The organism is Anaeropeptidivorans aminofermentans (assembly GCF_940670685.1).
Lineage (GTDB): Bacteria > Bacillota > Clostridia > Lachnospirales > UBA5962 > Anaeropeptidivorans > Anaeropeptidivorans aminofermentans.
This window is the reverse complement of sequence record NZ_OW711693.1, coordinates 3,172,537-3,190,078: the sequence shown is the minus strand read 5'-3', so window position 1 is coordinate 3,190,078 and position 17,542 is coordinate 3,172,537. Positions and strand designations below refer to the sequence as shown.

The window sequence follows — 17,542 nt, the reverse complement described above, 5'->3', positions numbered from 1 at the left end:
TATGATTTATATAAAGTTAAAAAGATACGACAGAATAGTAGGAATAAAATATCAACTACAATTATTATTATCGGAGAATTTATAGACTTTAAATAGAGGAAAAGGAAAAAATATAAAGAATTTTTTAAAAAATAATATTTTGTAAAAGTAAGCCGAAAGAGATATGAACAAAAGCAGTATTTGTTTAAAAAATAAGAAATCATATGGTTTGATAAGACCTATATATTGTTTTTGCCATAAGGAATATAGCTGTTAAGCTATAAAGCTCAGATAAATCATAAAAATTTCTAAAGACAGGGAGAGGATAAAATTTAATTTTCAAATAGGATTCATTCTTTATAATACTATTTAACATATTACATATTTTACAAATATCATTTATGCTAATTTTGTAATAATATACAGGCTGAAACATAGCATGGTATTATACAAAATTAGCATTTTCAATTTAAGGTATTTTTAAGTAATGTCGAAAATGTGTAAAACCAAAGCCAAAGGGCATCTAAGATGTTCCAATTTCATAAAAATATGTTACAATAGATACCTAAGAAGGGTACTTATAGAAAACAGGAAAACTATAGCTTGAAAACTATGGTGTCTAATGCAATAGCCATAATATATTTGGATTTTTTATAATATAGTAAAGTTCACTGAAGGATGTAATAAAAATCTATTTTTCATAAACGGATTAAACATATAAAACTCCTATGTTTAAGCCATTCAAAACATACGATTTTTATTACTGTTTAATTTGAAATTTACTATAAAGGCTGTTCTTAAAAAATTAAGGCTCGGAGGTTCCTTAAAGGCCGGGGCGGCATAACCTGACGTTTTGGGAGTTTTCGAGAGGCTGGGCAGATAGTGCAATCAAGCATAAAATTCAGGAGGTGCGATTGTGACGAATAATAAGGAAGTTCTGAAGTGGATAAATGAGATTACAGAGCTTACGAAACCTTCGGAGATTATATGGATAGACGGTTCCGAAGAGCAGAAAAAGGAGATTTATAGGAAGGCCCTTGAATCGGGGGACTTAATGGAGCTGAATCAGGAAAAGCTCCCCGGCTGCTATCTTCACCGTTCCAATCCGAAGGATACTGCAAGGGTAGAAGACAGGACCTTTATCTGCCTTCCGACAAAGGAAGATGTAGGCCCTACCAATAACTGGTTTGAGCCTGAAGAGGCAAAAAGCAGAATGAATAAACTTTTTAACGGCGTTTACAGCGGAAGAACAATGTACATAATACCTTTTATAATGGGTCACCCCAATTCGGAATTCGGCAAAATTGGATTTGAAATTACAGATAGCCTTTATGTTGTTGCAAGTATGATGATAATGACAAGGGTTGGAAAAGTTGCTACGGATATGCTCAAAGACAGCATAGATTTTGTTAAAGGTCTTCACAGCGTAGGAACCCTTGACGAAAAAGAAAAGTATATTCTTCACTTCCCCGAAGAGAAATCCATTATCAGCGTGAATTCCGGCTACGGCGGAAATGCTCTTTTAGGTAAAAAATGCCTTTCTCTTCGTATAGCAAGCTATCTTGCCCAAAAGGAAAACTGGCTTGCGGAGCATATGCTGATTTTAGGCATACAGGCTCCTAACGGAGATACGAAATACGTTGCCGCTGCATTCCCCAGTGCCTGCGGAAAGACAAATCTTGCCATGATAAATCCGCCTAAGGAATTTGAAGGCTATAAGACATTTACCATAGGCGACGATATTGCATGGCTTCGCATAGGAGAAGACGGAAGGCTTTGGGCGGTAAATCCAGAGGCAGGCTTTTTCGGCGTTGCCCCAGGCACAAGCCATAAATCCAATTACAATATGATGGAGACTATCAGCAAAAACACCATATATACAAACGTTCTTCAAACAGAGGACAATACAGTTTGGTGGGAAGGCATGACAGATACACCGCCTGAAAAGGGAACAGACTGGAAGGGCCAGCCTTGGACTCCTGAATCAGGCGAAAAGGGCGCGCACCCCAATTCAAGGTTTACAGCCCCCGCAAAGCAATGCCCTTGTGTTTCTCCGGAATTTGACAATCCAAACGGTGTTCCTATTTCAGCTATTATATTCGGTGGAAGGCGCTCTAAGGGCGTTCCTCTTGTATATGAGGCCATGAACTGGGAGCATGGTGTATTTACCGGAGCGTCTCTCTGCTCTGAAACTACTGCCGCCGCCGAAGGCAATATGGGAAGGCTTAGACATGACCCTATGGCAATGCTTCCCTTCTGCGGATATAATATGGGCGACTATTTTGCCCACTGGCTTAAAATGGGAGACCTTGTAGAAAATCCCCCTAAGATTTTCCATGTAAATTGGTTTGGAAAAGACGATGACGGCAATTTCTTATGGCCCGGTTTCAGCGATAATTTCAGGATTCTTGATTGGATTATGAAACGCTGTGAAAACAAAGCTGAATACACAGAAACGGCTTTAGGCTATATGCCTTACGCCAAAGACATCAATATAGAAGGAACAGGCCTTGACGAAGAAACCTTCGACAAATGCCTTGCCCTTGACAAAGAAGCTCTTTTACAAAGCGCCGACAGCTATGATGAATTCTTCAAAGATTTTGACAGGCTTCCTCAAAAAATAAAAGAGCAGATTTCAAACTACAGAAAAAGAGTTGAGAATATGTAAGTAAAATCAGGCTTTGATTGGTTTTACTCGTGAATATATTTTCTGAAAGAAAATGTATGAGCAGAAATTATGCTTAGAATATAAAACCCCGAAGGATAGTATCCTTTGGGGTTTTATATTCTAAGCATAATTTTTTTCTGGTAAAACAAGAATATACAGATAAGTATAAATAAAATTAATATAAATATGCCATATAAATAAAATTTTCTTATTAATTCTGTTGACTTAAATCCAGATTTCGATAATAATTAGATAAAGAGAAAGAAGCTGCCATATTTGCAGTGAAACTGATTTTTTCTTAAAGCAATATTTTTATAACTGAATACGGATTTTTAATGATAGTGAGGTAGATAATATGGATAAAGTAATTCTTTACGGCAGCGCTCACTGAGGAAGCTGCGTAGGTGCGAAAGAGGCTCTTTCGGAAAATAATGTTGAGTATACTTACGTTGATATAACGTCAAATTTAGACTTTCTTAAAGAATATTTAGCCATAAGGGATTTTAACGAAGGCTATGAGGAAGTCAGAGAAACAGGCAGAGTAGGCATTCCCGCCGTAAAGGTAGACGGCAAAGTACGCCTTGTGAAGGATAAGGAAGATTTATCAGATTTTATAAAGGCAAACGGTCTTCATATTAGATAGTTTAAAAAGCTTCAGGATTTAAAGCCTGAAGCTTTTTTATAAGTTATGGAAAAAAAGGCGCTCACTCAAAAATAGGATAAATAGTAAATTTCATATAAAAAAGGAAAAACTGATTCACCATAGAATCAAAACACAGATTTCCTTCGGGAACGGTACATTGTTGAGCCAAAGTAAATATAGGATTTTGTTATTGTTAATCTTAAACTTACTATAAATATGGGAAGATTCCCTGTGAGCTTGGTAAGTGACGGTTTGAATTTATTGTAATCTTAATTTCATTTATGCCATGGATTAGGGCGTAAATGAAAAGGCCAAAGCCTAGTCTATTCCGCCATAAAAGCGTGACGTCTTCATCGGAAATACTCGAAATGTGCCGTGCAGGCTTTCTCTAGAGCAAACCTGCAGCTGCACTTTAGCGCTATGATAAAGTGTAGGATATGCTATTTCTGTGTTTTTCTTCTCAGAACTTTGGCTTCACAAAAACCTAAGCAGAATGTCTTTAGCATTCTGCTTAACATCCGAACTTCTTTCCGGTTCTACCCGAATATACGTAATACTTTATATGTTTTAAAGCTTATCAATATATTCTTGTCGGTTTGACTATTTTCAGACACACCCTAGTAGATTTTACCAATGAAACCATTATACTTTTTTATAAAAAGGCTGAACAGAGCTTAATTATTTCTTGGCACAAAGGCAGATTGAAGAATAATATTCTTAGGAGAATCCTCAAGCAGGCAGATTCTTTTTAATATCTGCTTTCCTGCAAGCCTTCCCATTTCCTTTACAGGCTGGCTTACCATATGGACCTTCCGCATTTGGTAATTTTCATGGCCTGTGTCGTTATAGCCGATTATTTCAAGGTCTTTTCCTATTTTTATATCCTTATCGGAAAGATAATAAATAACGTCGTCAGACATGACATTATTCGATGCTATTACAGCTGTGCATTTCATATCAAGGAGCTTCAAAAGGCTGGGTATGGCGCTTTGGCTCATAGAATCGCCGTATTGTATAAAATTCTCTTCTAAAGGCAGGCCAAAATGCTTCATGGCATCTTTATAGGCTGAAAGCCTTTCCTCGGTAGTAGAAAGACGCATAAGGCCTGCAATATAGCCGATTTTTGTGTGGCCGCTCATAACTAAGGTCTGTATCCCCTGAAATATGGAATCATAATTGGATATGGTGATGGTATCGCAATTGCAGCCGGGCAGTTCCCTGTCTATAAAAACAAGAGGAATATCTGTTGAAAGAGCGGATTTTATCTGGTCGAAATCCTTCATTGTGCTTGCAATAATCAGCCCGTCCACAATTCCGCTGGAAAGAGCCCTGATATGCTCCGCCTCCCGGGACTCGGTTTCCTTTGTGTTTACTACGATAAGGCGGTAGTTCTGCGTGCTTATTACGTTTTCAATTTCTTCTATGATGGTTGCAAAAAAGGCGTTTGCAATATCCGGTACCACAAAGCCTATGAGGTTTTTCTTTCCTGTTTTGAATATACGGGCCATGGCATCGGGGATATAATCCAGTTCTTCGATGCTTTTTAAAACCCTTTTTTTAGTTTCATCAGCTACAAAACGGGTATTGTTTATTACATGGCTCACTGTGGCCACAGAAACTTTGGCATGTTCTGCAACATCACGCATATTTGCCTTTGACATCTTTTTCACTACTTTCTCTATATAAGCGTAAAATCTTGCTTAACACTTTAAGGTAAACGTTTTTCTAAGGCTATATTTATTTAAATGCAACTATAAATAGAATACTATAAGCCGAAAGTCATTGTCAATATTTTAATTATATCAAATGTTCTTAAAGGGTCAACTGGGTAAATTGCATAAAGGCTGAAAATTTTATTTATAAATATATAACAATTGACATAGAAAGCTTATAAAGCTATTCTATTAAAAAGTAGAAAACGTTTACGTAAACGTTTAAGACCCTTAATATCTGTTAATTTCAACAAAAAGTAGTCTTTTGTAAGAATTGATTATTGTATTTAAGGAGGTTGATGCCGGTGGAGAAAAAAATGAAGGTTGCCGTTATGGAAGGCATAGGCAAAATGGGCTTTATTGAAAGGCCTGTTCCTGAGCCGAAAGACGATGAGGTTCTGGTAGAGCTTGAGTATGTAGGCGTTTGCGGTTCGGACCTGCATTATTATGAAACAGGCAGTATAGGAAAGTATATTGTTGAACCGCCCTTTGTCCTTGGCCATGAAGCCGGCGGAACAGTAGTTAAAACAGGCGCTAAAGTAAAGCATTTAAAGCCGGGAGATAAGGTTGCCCTTGAGCCGGGAAAAACCTGCGGCCATTGTGAATTTTGCAAATCCGGAAGGTATAATCTCTGCCCTGATGTAATTTTCTTTGCGACGCCTCCTGTTGACGGCGTATTTCAGGAATATGCAGCTCATGAGGCAGGCCTTTGCTTTAAGCTTCCTGAAAATATGGATACGATGGAAGGCGCCCTCATAGAGCCTTTAGCCGTAGGCTTCCATGCTGCCAATCAGGGAGATGCCCATACAGGACAGCTTGCCGTAGTAAGCGGTGCAGGCTGTATAGGCCTTGTTTCCATGCTTGCTTTAAAGGCAAGGGGGGTATCTAAGGTATATGTTATAGACATTGTTGAGAAAAGGCTTGAAAAGGCAATGGAGCTTGGAGCCGCAGGGATTATTAATGCAAAGCATAAAGACCCTGTTAAGGAGATAATGGAAATAACAAGCGGCAATGGCTGCGATTTATTTATAGAAACGGCAGGAACAGAAATTACCACAAGGCAGGCCATTGAAATGGCTAAAAAAGGCTCTGATATCGTTCTTGTAGGCTATAGTAAAACCGGAGAAATGACACTGCCTATGAGCCTTGCTTTGGATAAGGAGCTCACCTTTAAAACGGTTTTTCGCTATAGAAATATTTATCCTATGGCAATCGAAGCCGTTGCCGAAGGAAAGATTGATTTAAAGAGCATTGTAAGCAATGTTTTTCAATTCGATGATATACAAAATGCCATGGATTCCTGTGTTTCAGACAAGGAGAACATTGTAAAGGCAGTTATAAAGATTAAATCTTAGAATTATAAGAATTTTATTTAAAATTGATACCGAATCCATTTGATTTGGTATGTTGCTATGGTCAATTTACTTTATTCAGATTATAAATACAGACGTATACAGTGTAAAATAAAGCGAAATTAGAGTGGCACAGAATTTTTTAAAGTGTTTTTACTCTATAGTCAATTTACATTTATACCAAGGAAAATTTTTGGATTGAGACGGCTTAGAGTAAATTTACTTTTCTTCCGCAGGAAGTATAGGCTCCCAAAAGGCATAAAATCAAGGAAAAGCAAATTGACAACAATATTATTTATTTAATCAAATATAAAACAATAAATATTAAACGGAAAAGGGGAAATTTAAGATGAAGAAGCTGATGGCTCTTTTATTATCGGCAGTAATGCTTGGGTCGCTTGCAGGCTGCGGCGACGGGTCCGCAAAGAAAGAAGAAGCACCACCGCCTGCTTCAGAAGAGAAGAAAGAAGAAGAAAAAAAAGAAGAAGCCGGAGAACCGGCAGCAAAAGAACTCTCAGACATTACGGTAGCTTATGTATGCTCAGACCTTGGAAACGAAATATTTGCCATGCAGGTAGAGGCAATGGAAGCTTATGCAAAGGATAAAGGCATAAATTTTCTTTATAAACCTTCCGTAGATACAGCCGCTAAGATTTCAGCAATAGAAAACTATATTTCCACAGGAGTCGACACCATTATCTGCCACGTTCAGGACGGACCTGCCATGGCTTCCGTTATGAAGGAAGCACAGGCTGCCGGCGTTAAATTCTTTGCATATGATACGAATGTTGACGGCGCAGATGCCTATTTCGGCTGGAAAAACTATGATTTGGGATACGCCATAGGAAAGAATGCCGCTGAATGGGTTAATGCGACTTTTAAATCCGATGAAACGGTATATGCGGCTTCCTGCAACTACCCTTCTGCCAATTTCCTTGTTGAAAGAGAGCAAGGCTATAAAGATGCATTAAAAGAGCTTGCACCGAATGTAGAATTCATTATGGAAGGTGTCGGCGGAAACGCGGCCAACGGCGTTACGGCAGGCGAAAACTTCCTTCAATCAGGAAAAGAACTTAATTTAGTTGTAGGCATTAATGACGGCGGCTGTCTCGGCGTTTATGAAGCCTTTAAAGCTGCAAACTACGGCGGCGACAAGGTTGGCATATTCGGCTGCGACGCTACCAATGACGGCCTTAATGCCATAGCTGAAGGCGGAATTTACAGGGGAACCATTACGACGAAGCTTATTGCTCTTGCTCCTGATTTTATGGAAATCGCCATAGACCTTGCCCAGAGCAAAGGCGGCGGAGAGTTCTACGGACCTACAGAGCTGATTACCTCTGCAAACGTTCAGGAATACATAAAATAATTCAATAGTTAATAAGTTCATCTTAACTTTATTTTTTATAAGGCGCGTTTTCCCATGGCGTTAAAACCATGGGAAACTGTCTTATAGATTGAGAGAAAAAGTCGAATTTTATTTTATAGGCTTATGTTAAGAAAAATCGCAAATTTACAATGCTACTGTTTTACTTTTATTCAAGTATAACTAAAAAGCAAAGGCTTGCGGTTTTTCTTGACAGGATTGCAGCCCCTGATGAATTATACCAAAGAAACTTTAGAGGAAATAATACAGAAAGGGCAGGAAGCCTTTGCGTAAATAAATTTAATTTATTTATTGAAGAATTGCTTTAGAAACAAAAAGAATTCAGGGCGGTGAGGAATATGAACTCAGATATTTTAACAATTAAAGGGATAACAAAAAGATATCCCGGCGTAGTCGCGCTTAATAACGTTTCTTTTAATGTAAGAAGAGGTGAGGTCCACGCGCTCATAGGAGAAAACGGAGCAGGGAAATCCACATTAATAAAAGCGGTTACGGGAGCCATAAAGCCGGATGAGGGTGAGATGATTTTTGAAGGGGTAAGCTATCAGTCTATGACCCCGGCCCTTTCTCAGGAGGTTGGGATTGCCGCCATTTATCAGGAATTTACACTGGCCCCTGCGCTTAACGTTGCAGAAAATATATTTATGGGTCAGAAGGTCAATCAGGGGTTTATTATGGACCATCATGCCCTTTATAAAAATACGCAGGAGATTTTAAATAATTTTCATCTGAATATTAATCCTAAGGAACTTGTAAGAAACCTTACGGTAGCTTATAAGCAGCTTGTGGAAATAGGAAAAGCCATAGCTAAAAACGCGAAGCTTATTATTATGGACGAGCCCACGGCGCCCCTTACAGACGACGAAGTTGATATTCTCATGGATATCATTAAGGACCTTAAATCAAGAGGGGTTTCCATCATATACATATCCCACCGCCTTGACGAGCTTTACAGGATTTCCGACAGGGTAACGGTAATGCGCGACGGAGAGGTAATCATAACAAAAGATACAAATGAATTAAGCAAATCCGACCTGATATATTACATGGTAGGCCGTGAGCTTAAGGATACCTTTCCCGCGAGAAATAAAAAATATGGCAAAACCCTCCTTGAGGTTAAAAACCTTCAAAGCGATGATGTAGCGCCCATATCCTTTTCCCTAAAAGAAGGAGAAATATTAGGTTTTGCAGGCCTTGTAGGGGCAGGAAGGACAGAGCTTGCAAGGCTCATATTCGGAGCCGATAAAAAAACCGGAGGAGAAATCTATATAAACGGCGAAAAAGCCCATATTAACTCTCCCAGAGACGCAGTAAATTACGGCATAGGCCTTGTGGCGGAGGACAGGAAAAATCACGGTGTTCTTTTGCGTATGCCTATTAGTAAGAATATTACGTTACCCATATTAAAGCGTATCTCCAATATGAGTATCGTAAATATTAAAAAAGAAAAATTTTACGTAGATAAAGAAATTAAAGAGCTTAGTATCCGTACCCCAAGTGCAGAGCAGCTTGTGGGAAATCTTTCAGGCGGAAACCAGCAGAAGGTGGTTCTCGGGAAATGGCTTGCCAGTGATTCTAAAATATTGATTCTCGATGAGCCGACAAGAGGAATAGACGTAGGGGCAAAGCAGGAGATTTATAAGCTTATTAATACCCTTGCGGAATCGGGCATCGGTATCATCGTAATTTCTTCTGAAATGGAAGAAATACTGGGCCTTACAGACAGAATGCTGATTCTTTATGAAGGCAAATTTATGACCCGATTGGAAAAAGAGGCGTATTCTCAGGAGAGCGTTTTACAGTTCGCTTCCGGCGAGAATTCCATTTAATGTGAGCTTGATGAAGCCGAAGCCCTTGGTAAACCAAGGGAAAGTCCGGCAGGCTTTTGACGGTATGGGTATAAAACCTTAAGCACGTCTTTAGGTTATGCATGGCAGTGTTTTTTCTGTAAATTTATACGAAATAGTATCATGAGTTCAATGGGATTTTTATTCCGTCGAATCCACATTCTTTAAGAAGGAGTACGGGACAGATGAAAAAGGTAATCGCTATTTTAAAAGAATATTCTGTAGTTTTTGTTTTAATACTTTTAGGCATCGGCTTTACCATGGGGAATAACGCTTTTATAAAAAGCAGCAATATCATCACTATTTTAAGGCAGTCCTCTATTTTGGGCATTGCGGCCATGGGTTCCATGTTTGTAATTATAGCAGGGGGCATAAACCTTGCGGTAGGCTCCATTGTATCTATTGTTACGGTTATTGTAGCCCTTATATGCGTCAATTACGGCATGCACTGGATTTGGGGCATGGTTATTGCCTTAATTGTGTCTGTACTTCTTGGATGGCTTACAGGGATTTCAATTGTTAAAACGAGAATATCCCCTATGATCGGAAGCTTGGCGGTAAAAACCATTATCGGGGGAATCGCCTATATTATCTGCGGCGGTCTTCCTGTTTACGGAATCCCCGAGGCATCGAAAATACTGGGCCAAGGCTATTTAGGCCCTATTCCCATACCGGTTATAATTTTCTTCATTGTGGCAGCGGTGGTGTCCTTTGTGCTGAATAAAACGTATCTCGGAAGATATTTCTACGCTTCAGGAAGCAACGACGAAGCCGCGAGGCTTTCAGGAATCAATACGGATAAAATCAGAATCCTTGCTTATACTTTAAGCGGCGCTTTGGCAGGTCTTGCGGGCCTTGTAATGTACGGCAGGGTAGGCTCCGGCCAGCCCCTTGCAGGAAACGAGGTTGAAATGAACGTTCTTACGGCGGTTGTAATCGGAGGGGTCAGCATGGCGGGCGGCGAAGGAAAGGTCTTTAAGGCCTGCTGCGGTGTTGTTCTGATATCCATGCTTACAAATGGGCTCACCCTTATGAACGTAGGGGAATACCCTCAGATGGTTATAAGAGGCGGCATATTCTTAGGGGCTGTTATATTAGACAGCTATCAGCATATGGCAGTTAAGAAAAAGTCAGTATCCGACAATAAAGACAGCAATGGATCCAATAGTAATAAAAAAGAGCTTGCGGGGGTGAAATAATGTATAGAAAATATTTTGAACCAGAATACGCAGAGGTGTCGCCGGAGGTAAATATTCCGGAGCCTCAGATGGTAGACCTTGAAAATGCCGGCATATGGCGGGCAAGGGCAAATCTTGAAACGGTTACGGAGCTTACGGAGCTTATTAAAAGATGCAATATTTACGAGCCCATAATGAAAATACCCACAACAAATATACATATGGAAAGAAACGGCGCTTTGATTCCTTTAAGACTTTATCACCCGGAAGGGGAGGGTCCTTTCCCTGTTATGGTATTTTACCATGGCGGCGGCTGGACCATGAATAATCTGGACGTATATGATTATGTACCCAGATATTTTGCCAAATACGGAAAAATTGCCGTTGTGTCCGTAGATTACAGGCTTGCGCCGGAAAATAAATTCCCTGCAGGCTTTGACGACTGCTATGAAGCTCTTTTATGGACAGTTCAAAACAAAGAGCTCTTAAATGCAGACTTAGATAAATTAAGCCTTTGCGGAGACAGTGCCGGCGGAAACTTAGCGGCGGCAGTTGCCCTTAAAGCAAGAGATGCAAAGGGCCCTAAAATAGACAGCCAGATTTTAATCTATCCCGCCACTACATTTATCATGAAGGAAAGGTCAAAATCAGAGCTTCGATACGGAAACGGCGGTTATTTCCTTAATATGAATAGTGACGAGGGCATGTGCCATCATTATTTTTCTGATTTAGCAGACAGGCAAAATCCTTATGCCTCTCCGCTCTTAGCTGAAAATCATGAAAACCTTCCAAGAGCCCTTTTCATATCCGCCGAATGCGACCCTCTTTTGGACCAGGCTCTGATGTATGCCGCAAAGCTTGAGGACAGCGGAAACAAGGTGGAATTTAAGCTCTATCAGGGCATGATACATGCCTTTATCAATAGGACCTACCAGAAAACATTTGAGGCCCTTGATGAAATTTGCAGATTTGCCGGTCTATAGCAGGAAGGAGATGCTTCGTATGAAAGCAAAGGCATTGGTTTTAACGGATATTAAAAAGCTTGAAATTATGGAAATAGATATTAGAGAACCGGAAGATGACGAGGTTGTGGTAGATGTTAAGGCCTGCGGTGTATGCGGAACGGATTTGCATATGTTTCACGGGGATAAAGGAGCATTTGAAAATTCTCTTCCCCTTGTAATGGGCCATGAATTTTCCGGTCAGGTATCTGCTGTGGGAAAGAATGTAAAGAATTTTAACATCGGTGACAAGGTAACCGTAGACCCCAATATGTACTGCGGCCATTGCAGAAGCTGCCTGAAAGGGCAGGTTCATTTCTGCGAAAACATGATAGGCTACGGAACAACTCTTTACGGAGGATTCAGTGAAAAAGCCGTGGTGAAAGAAAAGGCCCTTTATAAGCTGCCAGATACGATTTCTTATTTACACGGGGCAATGGTAGAGCCTCTTGCCTGCTGTCTTCACGGGATAGACAGGTCTAATATCCGTCCGGGAGATACAGTAGCGGTAATCGGCCTTGGTTCCATAGGTCAAATGATGATGCAGCTTGCCTTATGCGCAGGGGCATCGAGAATTGTTGCCATAGAGCCTATTGCAGAAAAAAGGAATACAGCCGAAAAGCTTGGAGCCTATATTACCATAGACCCGACAAAAGAGGATGTTAAAGAGGCCTGTAAAAAAGCAGGGATAGAAGCCCTTGATACGGTTATCGAATGCGTCGGCAGAATAAAGACCATGGAAATGGCTGTAGATATCGCATCTAACGGCGCTACGGTTATGCTTTTCGGCCTTACGCCGCCCGAAAGCAAAATCACCCTTCTGCCCTTAGAGCAGATTTTTAAAAAGGAGATTTATATTACCGGTTCCTTTATCAATCCCCTTGTAAGTCAGCGGGTCATTGATTTGATTGCCGGAGGGCGAATCAACCTGGATGCAGTTATTACAGATACGATACCTATCGATAATGCTGTAGAAGTATTTGAAAACGACGAATACAGAAAACACGGAAAGATTGTAATAACGTTTTAGTAAATCAACTTAAAAAGAATAAACCAATTTACGATTCGCATTAAGGAAAGCTTATTTAACTTTAAGACAAAAAGCATATGTTTTAAAGATAAATAAGTACAGCTGGAAGGGAGGCTTCATATGGCTATATTTGAATTTAAACTGTTTTCCCATGAGCTTTTTCAAAGCGTAAGCGTCAATGCAATACTGCCTACGCCGGAATCAGGGGATTATTTCTTTGACACAAAGACCTATTATCCGAAAAGGGGCGAAAAGTATCAGACGCTTTATCTTCTTCATGGATTTACAGCGGATTTTTCAGACTGGGCAAGGTTTTCCGGTATTGAACGATATGCTCAGAAAAGAAACCTTGCTGTGATAATGCCAAGCGCCAATAACAGCAGCTATTGCAATATCCATGACGGCGGCAATTATTATAATTATTATACCCAGGAACTTCCAAAGACCATGAGGGCTTTGCTTCCTCTTTCTGCAAAAAGAGAAAACAATTTCATTGCCGGCCTTTCCATGGGGGGATTTGGCGCCCTAAAGGCGGCTTTAAGAAACCCTGAAAACTATGCCGCAGTCGGAAGCCTTTCAGGTGGCGTGGGAGACACAAAAGACGGAAATAAAGTAAATTCCCCTATTAATACGAGAAAGTGGAAGGAAGGGGCCTACGGGGAAAATTTCGAGTATTATCATGACGAAAAGGATAATTTACGATATATAGCAAAGAAGCTTAAGGAAGAAGATAAAACTCTTCCAGAGATATACATGGCCTGCGGAACAGAGGATTTTCTCTATGAAGCGAACAAAGACCTTAAAGATTATTTTATGGGCTTAGGTCTTAATGTTACTTATTCCGAAGAAAAAGGCGTTCATGATTGGGATTTCTGGGACCCTTTTATCAGAAAGTTCATTGACTACCTGCCTTTAAAAGAAGGCTTTGTGGATTAGGGGAGGAGGATAAAAATGGCTGTTATAGAAAGCAAGTTCTTTTCAAAGGAGCTTTTTAGAAGCGTATGTGTTAATATTGTTTTGCCCCTTCCTGATTCGGGCGGTTATTTCTTTGAAACAAGTACCAGCTATCCCAAAGAAGAAGAGAAATATCCTGTTCTTTATCTTCTTCACGGCCTTACGGCAGACCATTCGGATTGGGCAAGGTTTTCCGGCATTGAACGATATGCCCAGAAAAAGAAAATCGCAGTGGTAATGCCCGGCGTAGACAATAGCTTCTATAAAAATTTAAGATTCGGCGGCAATTATTATAATTATTATACGAAGGAGCTGCCGGAGGTTATGGAATCCCTCTTTCCCATATCCGGAAAAAGGGAGAATAAATACATCGCCGGTCTTTCTATGGGGGGCTACGGCGCCTTTAAAGCCGCTTTTTTAAATCCCGACAAATATGCTTACGCCGGAAGCCTTTCCGGAGGCTTATTTATCGAAGGCTATCAGAACTTTGAGGGCGGAGTCATTCCTAAAAAGGTCCCCGGGGATAAATGGCTGAGAGGTGTATTCGGGGCAAACAATGAATATTTTATTCCCGAAGAAGACAGCCTGAGAATAGCCGCAAAAAATCTTAAGGATGAAGGGCTTCAATGCCCAGAGCTTTATATGGCCTGCGGAAGAGAAGATTTTCTTTATGAGTCTAATATTGAATTTAGAAACTATATTGAAGCGCTGGGGCTTCCTATAAAATATGAAGAAGGCCCTGGGGTTCATGACTGGGACTTTTGGGACCCGTTTATTAGAAAGTTTATAGAATTTCTTCCAGACAGAGAGGAATTTGTTTCATAAATAGAGCATAAGAATAGATACTGAAATTCAAGTTTCTCATAAAGAAGCAACGAAACCTTATTGGCAAGAAATAAAACTTTACTTGCAAGGCAATTTAAGCCGTAACGCCCTAAGCTTATGCTTTTTATACTGCTTAAAATACGGTTTTCCTTTGGGAAAAAGTAGATTTTTAGAAAGTGTCAATATATAGTTTTGTTACGGTGTAACTTTAAATTTATCATAGTCAAGGAAGAAATAAAAAAAGAAATGCCCAGAAGGAATGAGGTTAAACTATGGCATTAATTGTTGCAGTAGGTGAAGTATTAATTGATTTTACTCCTTATAAGGAAAAATGGGGATTTTTAGCCAACCCCGGAGGAAGCGCCGCTAATTTTCTGGCACAGCTTTCTATACTGGGGCAGAAAACGGCGTTTATGGGAATGGTAGGAAAGGACCAGTTTGGAGCGTACCTTAGAACGACATTGGATTCTGTAAATATCAATACGGAAGGCCTTCTTTGTCATCAAGACATTCCCACGACACTTGCATTTGTTCATATTAAGGAGGACGGAGACAGAAGCTTCACCTTTTATAGAAGCCCCGGGGCCGATATGATGTATAGCCCCAGTGATATAAATTATGAACTTATAGATAAAAGCCAAGTGCTTCATTTTTCGGGAGTGTCTCTTACGAAAGAGCCTATGCGGTCGGCGGCTTTAAAGGCAGCTGCATATGCCGGGAAAAAGGGTGTTACCATAAGCTTTGACGCAAATTACAGAAAACCTCTTTGGGAAAGTGAGGAGGAGGCCTTAAGATGCCTGAGAGAAGCCCTTCCCCTTGTAGATGTGCTTAAGGTTTCAGATGATGAGGCGATTTTACTTTCAGGCAAAGATGACGTATGGGAAGCGGCAGAATGGCTTAAAGAAAAGGGTGCCTCTCTGGTATTTGTAACCATGGGGCCTAAGGGCTGTATATGCTGCCATGATAATTTAAAGGAGCATTTTTATACCTATGACACAAAAGTGGTAGACACAACAGGCTCAGGAGATTCATTTTTAGGGGCGGCGATTGCTAAAATAATAGAAGCCAACTGCAAAATAGAAGATTTGACTGCAGAAGCCCTTTCTGCCATAAGTGATTTTGCCAATGCCGCAGGGGCCTGCTGTGCTTCCGGTTTTGGTGCAATCCCTTCTCTTAAAGATGAGAAAGCAATAATAGAATGTATGAAAACGACTTCTAAAAAACAGGATAAAACCTCCGATTAGCTTATGGTAAATTTAAAATTACAGCAAAACAAAATTAAGGCAGGAACAAAAACCTATTTTTGTTACGCTAATTCATTGTTTTGCTATAAACAGCAGTAAAGCCGTATTTTTAAGTCTGCTGGGAATAGTAGGTTTTCACTGCTTCTTCATAATAAATTTACTATAATTGTTCCTATATCAAAAAAGACAGTTGCCGTAAGCTGTCTTTTTTGCGTTGAGAGGATAAAAATAAAAGGCAGAAGAAACTGCCTTTTATGATATAGTCAATTTGCATTTATTCCGCAGTAGATATTTGTTCTAAAAGGGCATAAAATAAGAGAAGGGTGATGAAAATTTTTGCTCCGCAAAATACCGTATAGTAAATTTCATATAAAGAAGTAGCAAAAACCTATTCACACAGGCTCAAAAACACGGATTTCCTTCGGAAACGGTACATTTTTGAGCCTGTGTGAATATACGGCCTTGCTACTATTTAACTTTAAATTTACTATAAACTTAAAATGCGGTAAAGGGCATTTTAATTTAGTCCGTTTTTTCCTGTTCTATTTGACAACACTGCTATTTCATGTTAATTCAAGTATAAATGAAATTTGAATAATATTTAAGGAGTTAAATCTCTTAGGCTTATAACCCCAGCTTTTCCAAAAGATATTTAGCGTAATAGCAAGTTCCTTCTTCTTCAAGAAATTTCAAGCTGTCTTTAAGGGAAAGGCAAAGCTTTCTGTCTCTTTGCAAAGTGCTTTCTCCGTGAAGGAGAGAACTTAAAACAGATTCCTCTACGGAAGAAACAACGGCTCTGAAAACATCATCTATATTATTATCATTGAAGCTTATGGAAGGGCTGAAAGGGCTGTCATTAAAATGGCTTACAGCATTGGCGGTGGAAAAGGCAAGGGCAATTTCTCCGCTTCCGTTTCCGCAGAAAGAGCCGGTTCTGCTGATGCCTACGGTTGCTCGTTTGCATAATCTCTTTAACTGCCGGTCGCTTAAAGGAATATCCGTTGCGATAACTACGATGATGCTTCCTTTTTCCTTTTCTTCGGCAATTTTCGTGCTTTCGGCGATGTATTTTCCTATATTTATGCCGAAAATAGAAAGGTCTTTTGTTGCTCCGAAATTTGAAAGGACGAGGCTTCCTACGGTAAAAGTTTTCCCGTCTATATTGATTATTCTTGAAGAAGAGCCGATGCCCCCTTTAAGGCCGTAGCAGCGCATGCCTGTTCCCGCGCCGACGGGGCCTTCGGAAAATAGTTCGGATGCACTTTCCATGGCTTCAAACACATGGCTTTCTTCTACTGCAAGGGCCCGAATGTCATTTATGGCCCCGTCATTGCATTCCATGGCAATGGGATTTACGGTTCCTGTAGTGTCTCCGATTTCAGGATTCTTTTCTAAAAGATATTTCACGAGAGCGTTAATAGATGTGCCGATGCCGAAGGTATTGGTAAGGATAACAGGAGATTCCAAGGTGCCCAGCTCTTCTATCTGCACAAGACCCGCGCTTTTGCCGAAGCCATTAATAACGTAAGCGGCGGCAGGAAGCTTGTTTCTGAAAATATTATTCCCGGAAGGCATAATAGCCGTTACCCCTGTTTTGATTTTTTCGGATTTTAAGGTGCAATGGCCTACTTTTACCCCGGCAACATCAGTGATTAAATTATTTTTCCCTGTAGGACAGTCTGAAATATTGACTGTCATACCGCATTTTAAACCCATGATAAT

12 protein-coding genes and 1 pseudogene are annotated in these 17,542 nt (G+C 40.0%); 11 read left to right on the top strand and 2 right to left on the bottom strand.

Annotation, left to right across the window (positions count from 1 at the left end; all coding sequences use genetic code 11):
- Positions 1–895: 895 nt before the first annotated feature.
- Both NBX03_RS13555 and NBX03_RS16220 read left to right on the top strand, forming a co-directional pair.
- Positions 896–2,647, top strand: a complete 1,752-nt coding sequence (locus NBX03_RS13555) for a phosphoenolpyruvate carboxykinase (GTP) (protein ID WP_250228307.1) — start codon at positions 896–898, stop codon at positions 2,645–2,647.
- A 406-nt stretch (positions 2,648–3,053) separates the two neighbouring features.
- A pseudogene (locus NBX03_RS16220) lies at positions 3,054–3,290 on the top strand (hypothetical protein); the annotation flags it as partial.
- 674 nt (positions 3,291–3,964) lie between these two features.
- Here NBX03_RS16220 and NBX03_RS13550 read toward each other — a convergent pair.
- Complete coding sequence (locus tag NBX03_RS13550) at positions 3,965–4,951, bottom strand: LacI family DNA-binding transcriptional regulator (RefSeq protein ID WP_250230287.1); 987 nt, start codon at positions 4,949–4,951, stop codon at positions 3,965–3,967.
- Between the two features lie 356 nt (positions 4,952–5,307).
- Between NBX03_RS13550 and NBX03_RS13545 the strand changes: the two genes are divergently transcribed.
- The 9 genes from NBX03_RS13545 to NBX03_RS13505 all read left to right on the top strand — a co-directional run bounded on the left by NBX03_RS13545 (position 5,308) and on the right by NBX03_RS13505 (position 15,820).
- Positions 5,308–6,357, top strand: coding sequence for an NAD(P)-dependent alcohol dehydrogenase (locus NBX03_RS13545; RefSeq protein WP_250228306.1), 1,050 nt, complete (start codon positions 5,308–5,310; stop codon positions 6,355–6,357).
- Positions 6,358–6,703: 346 nt separating this feature from the next.
- The gene (locus tag NBX03_RS13540) at positions 6,704–7,723 is read left to right on the top strand and encodes a sugar ABC transporter substrate-binding protein (RefSeq protein ID WP_250228305.1); all 1,020 of its coding nucleotides are present in this window, start codon (positions 6,704–6,706) and stop codon (positions 7,721–7,723) included.
- A gap of 356 nt (positions 7,724–8,079) precedes the next feature.
- Positions 8,080–9,570 carry a sugar ABC transporter ATP-binding protein gene (locus NBX03_RS13535; protein ID WP_250228304.1) on the top strand — a complete coding sequence of 497 codons (1,491 nt, stop codon included), beginning with the start codon at positions 8,080–8,082 and terminating at the stop codon, positions 9,568–9,570.
- A gap of 203 nt (positions 9,571–9,773) precedes the next feature.
- Positions 9,774–10,787 (top strand): ABC transporter permease, encoded by a 1,014-nt coding sequence (locus NBX03_RS13530; RefSeq protein ID WP_250228303.1) that lies wholly within the window; start codon positions 9,774–9,776, stop codon positions 10,785–10,787.
- On the top strand, positions 10,787–11,749 hold the full coding sequence (locus NBX03_RS13525) for an alpha/beta hydrolase (RefSeq protein ID WP_250228302.1): 963 nt from the start codon (positions 10,787–10,789) through the stop codon (positions 11,747–11,749). The genes NBX03_RS13530 and NBX03_RS13525 overlap by 1 nt, the downstream gene beginning before the upstream one ends.
- Positions 11,750–11,768: 19 nt before the next feature.
- Positions 11,769–12,797, top strand: coding sequence for a zinc-dependent alcohol dehydrogenase family protein (locus NBX03_RS13520; protein ID WP_250228301.1), 1,029 nt, complete (start codon positions 11,769–11,771; stop codon positions 12,795–12,797).
- A 120-nt stretch (positions 12,798–12,917) separates the two neighbouring features.
- Positions 12,918–13,733, top strand: a complete 816-nt coding sequence (locus NBX03_RS13515; protein ID WP_250228300.1) for an alpha/beta hydrolase — start codon at positions 12,918–12,920, stop codon at positions 13,731–13,733.
- 15 nt (positions 13,734–13,748) lie between these two features.
- A complete protein-coding gene (locus NBX03_RS13510; RefSeq protein WP_250228299.1) occupies positions 13,749–14,576 on the top strand; it encodes an alpha/beta hydrolase in 828 nt (275 codons plus the stop codon).
- 272 nt (positions 14,577–14,848) lie between these two features.
- Positions 14,849–15,820: a carbohydrate kinase family protein gene (locus NBX03_RS13505; protein ID WP_250228298.1), complete on the top strand. Its 972-nt coding sequence runs from the start codon at positions 14,849–14,851 to the stop codon at positions 15,818–15,820.
- Positions 15,821–16,444: 624 nt separating this feature from the next.
- Here the strand turns inward: NBX03_RS13505 and NBX03_RS13500 are convergent.
- Positions 16,445–17,536: a DmpA family aminopeptidase gene (locus tag NBX03_RS13500; protein ID WP_250228297.1), complete on the bottom strand. Its 1,092-nt coding sequence runs from the start codon at positions 17,534–17,536 to the stop codon at positions 16,445–16,447.
- Positions 17,537–17,542 lie beyond the last annotated feature (6 nt).

Bases quoted from the DNA above. Each gene is read 5' to 3' on its own strand.
- NBX03_RS13550 (WP_250230287.1), bottom strand. From the start codon at position 4,951: ATGTCAAAGGCAAATATGCGTGATGTTGCAGAACATGCCAAAGTTTCT.
- NBX03_RS13540 (WP_250228305.1), top strand. From the start codon at position 6,704: ATGAAGAAGCTGATGGCTCTTTTATTATCGGCAGTAATGCTTGGGTCG.
- NBX03_RS13535 (WP_250228304.1), top strand. From the start codon at position 8,080: ATGAACTCAGATATTTTAACAATTAAAGGGATAACAAAAAGATATCCC.
- NBX03_RS13530 (WP_250228303.1), top strand. From the start codon at position 9,774: ATGAAAAAGGTAATCGCTATTTTAAAAGAATATTCTGTAGTTTTTGTT.
- NBX03_RS13525 (WP_250228302.1), top strand. From the start codon at position 10,787: ATGTATAGAAAATATTTTGAACCAGAATACGCAGAGGTGTCGCCGGAG.
- NBX03_RS13520 (WP_250228301.1), top strand. From the start codon at position 11,769: ATGAAAGCAAAGGCATTGGTTTTAACGGATATTAAAAAGCTTGAAATT.
- NBX03_RS13515 (WP_250228300.1), top strand. From the start codon at position 12,918: ATGGCTATATTTGAATTTAAACTGTTTTCCCATGAGCTTTTTCAAAGC.
- NBX03_RS13510 (WP_250228299.1), top strand. From the start codon at position 13,749: ATGGCTGTTATAGAAAGCAAGTTCTTTTCAAAGGAGCTTTTTAGAAGC.
- NBX03_RS13505 (WP_250228298.1), top strand. From the start codon at position 14,849: ATGGCATTAATTGTTGCAGTAGGTGAAGTATTAATTGATTTTACTCCT.
- NBX03_RS13500 (WP_250228297.1), bottom strand. From the start codon at position 17,536: ATGGGTTTAAAATGCGGTATGACAGTCAATATTTCAGACTGTCCTACA.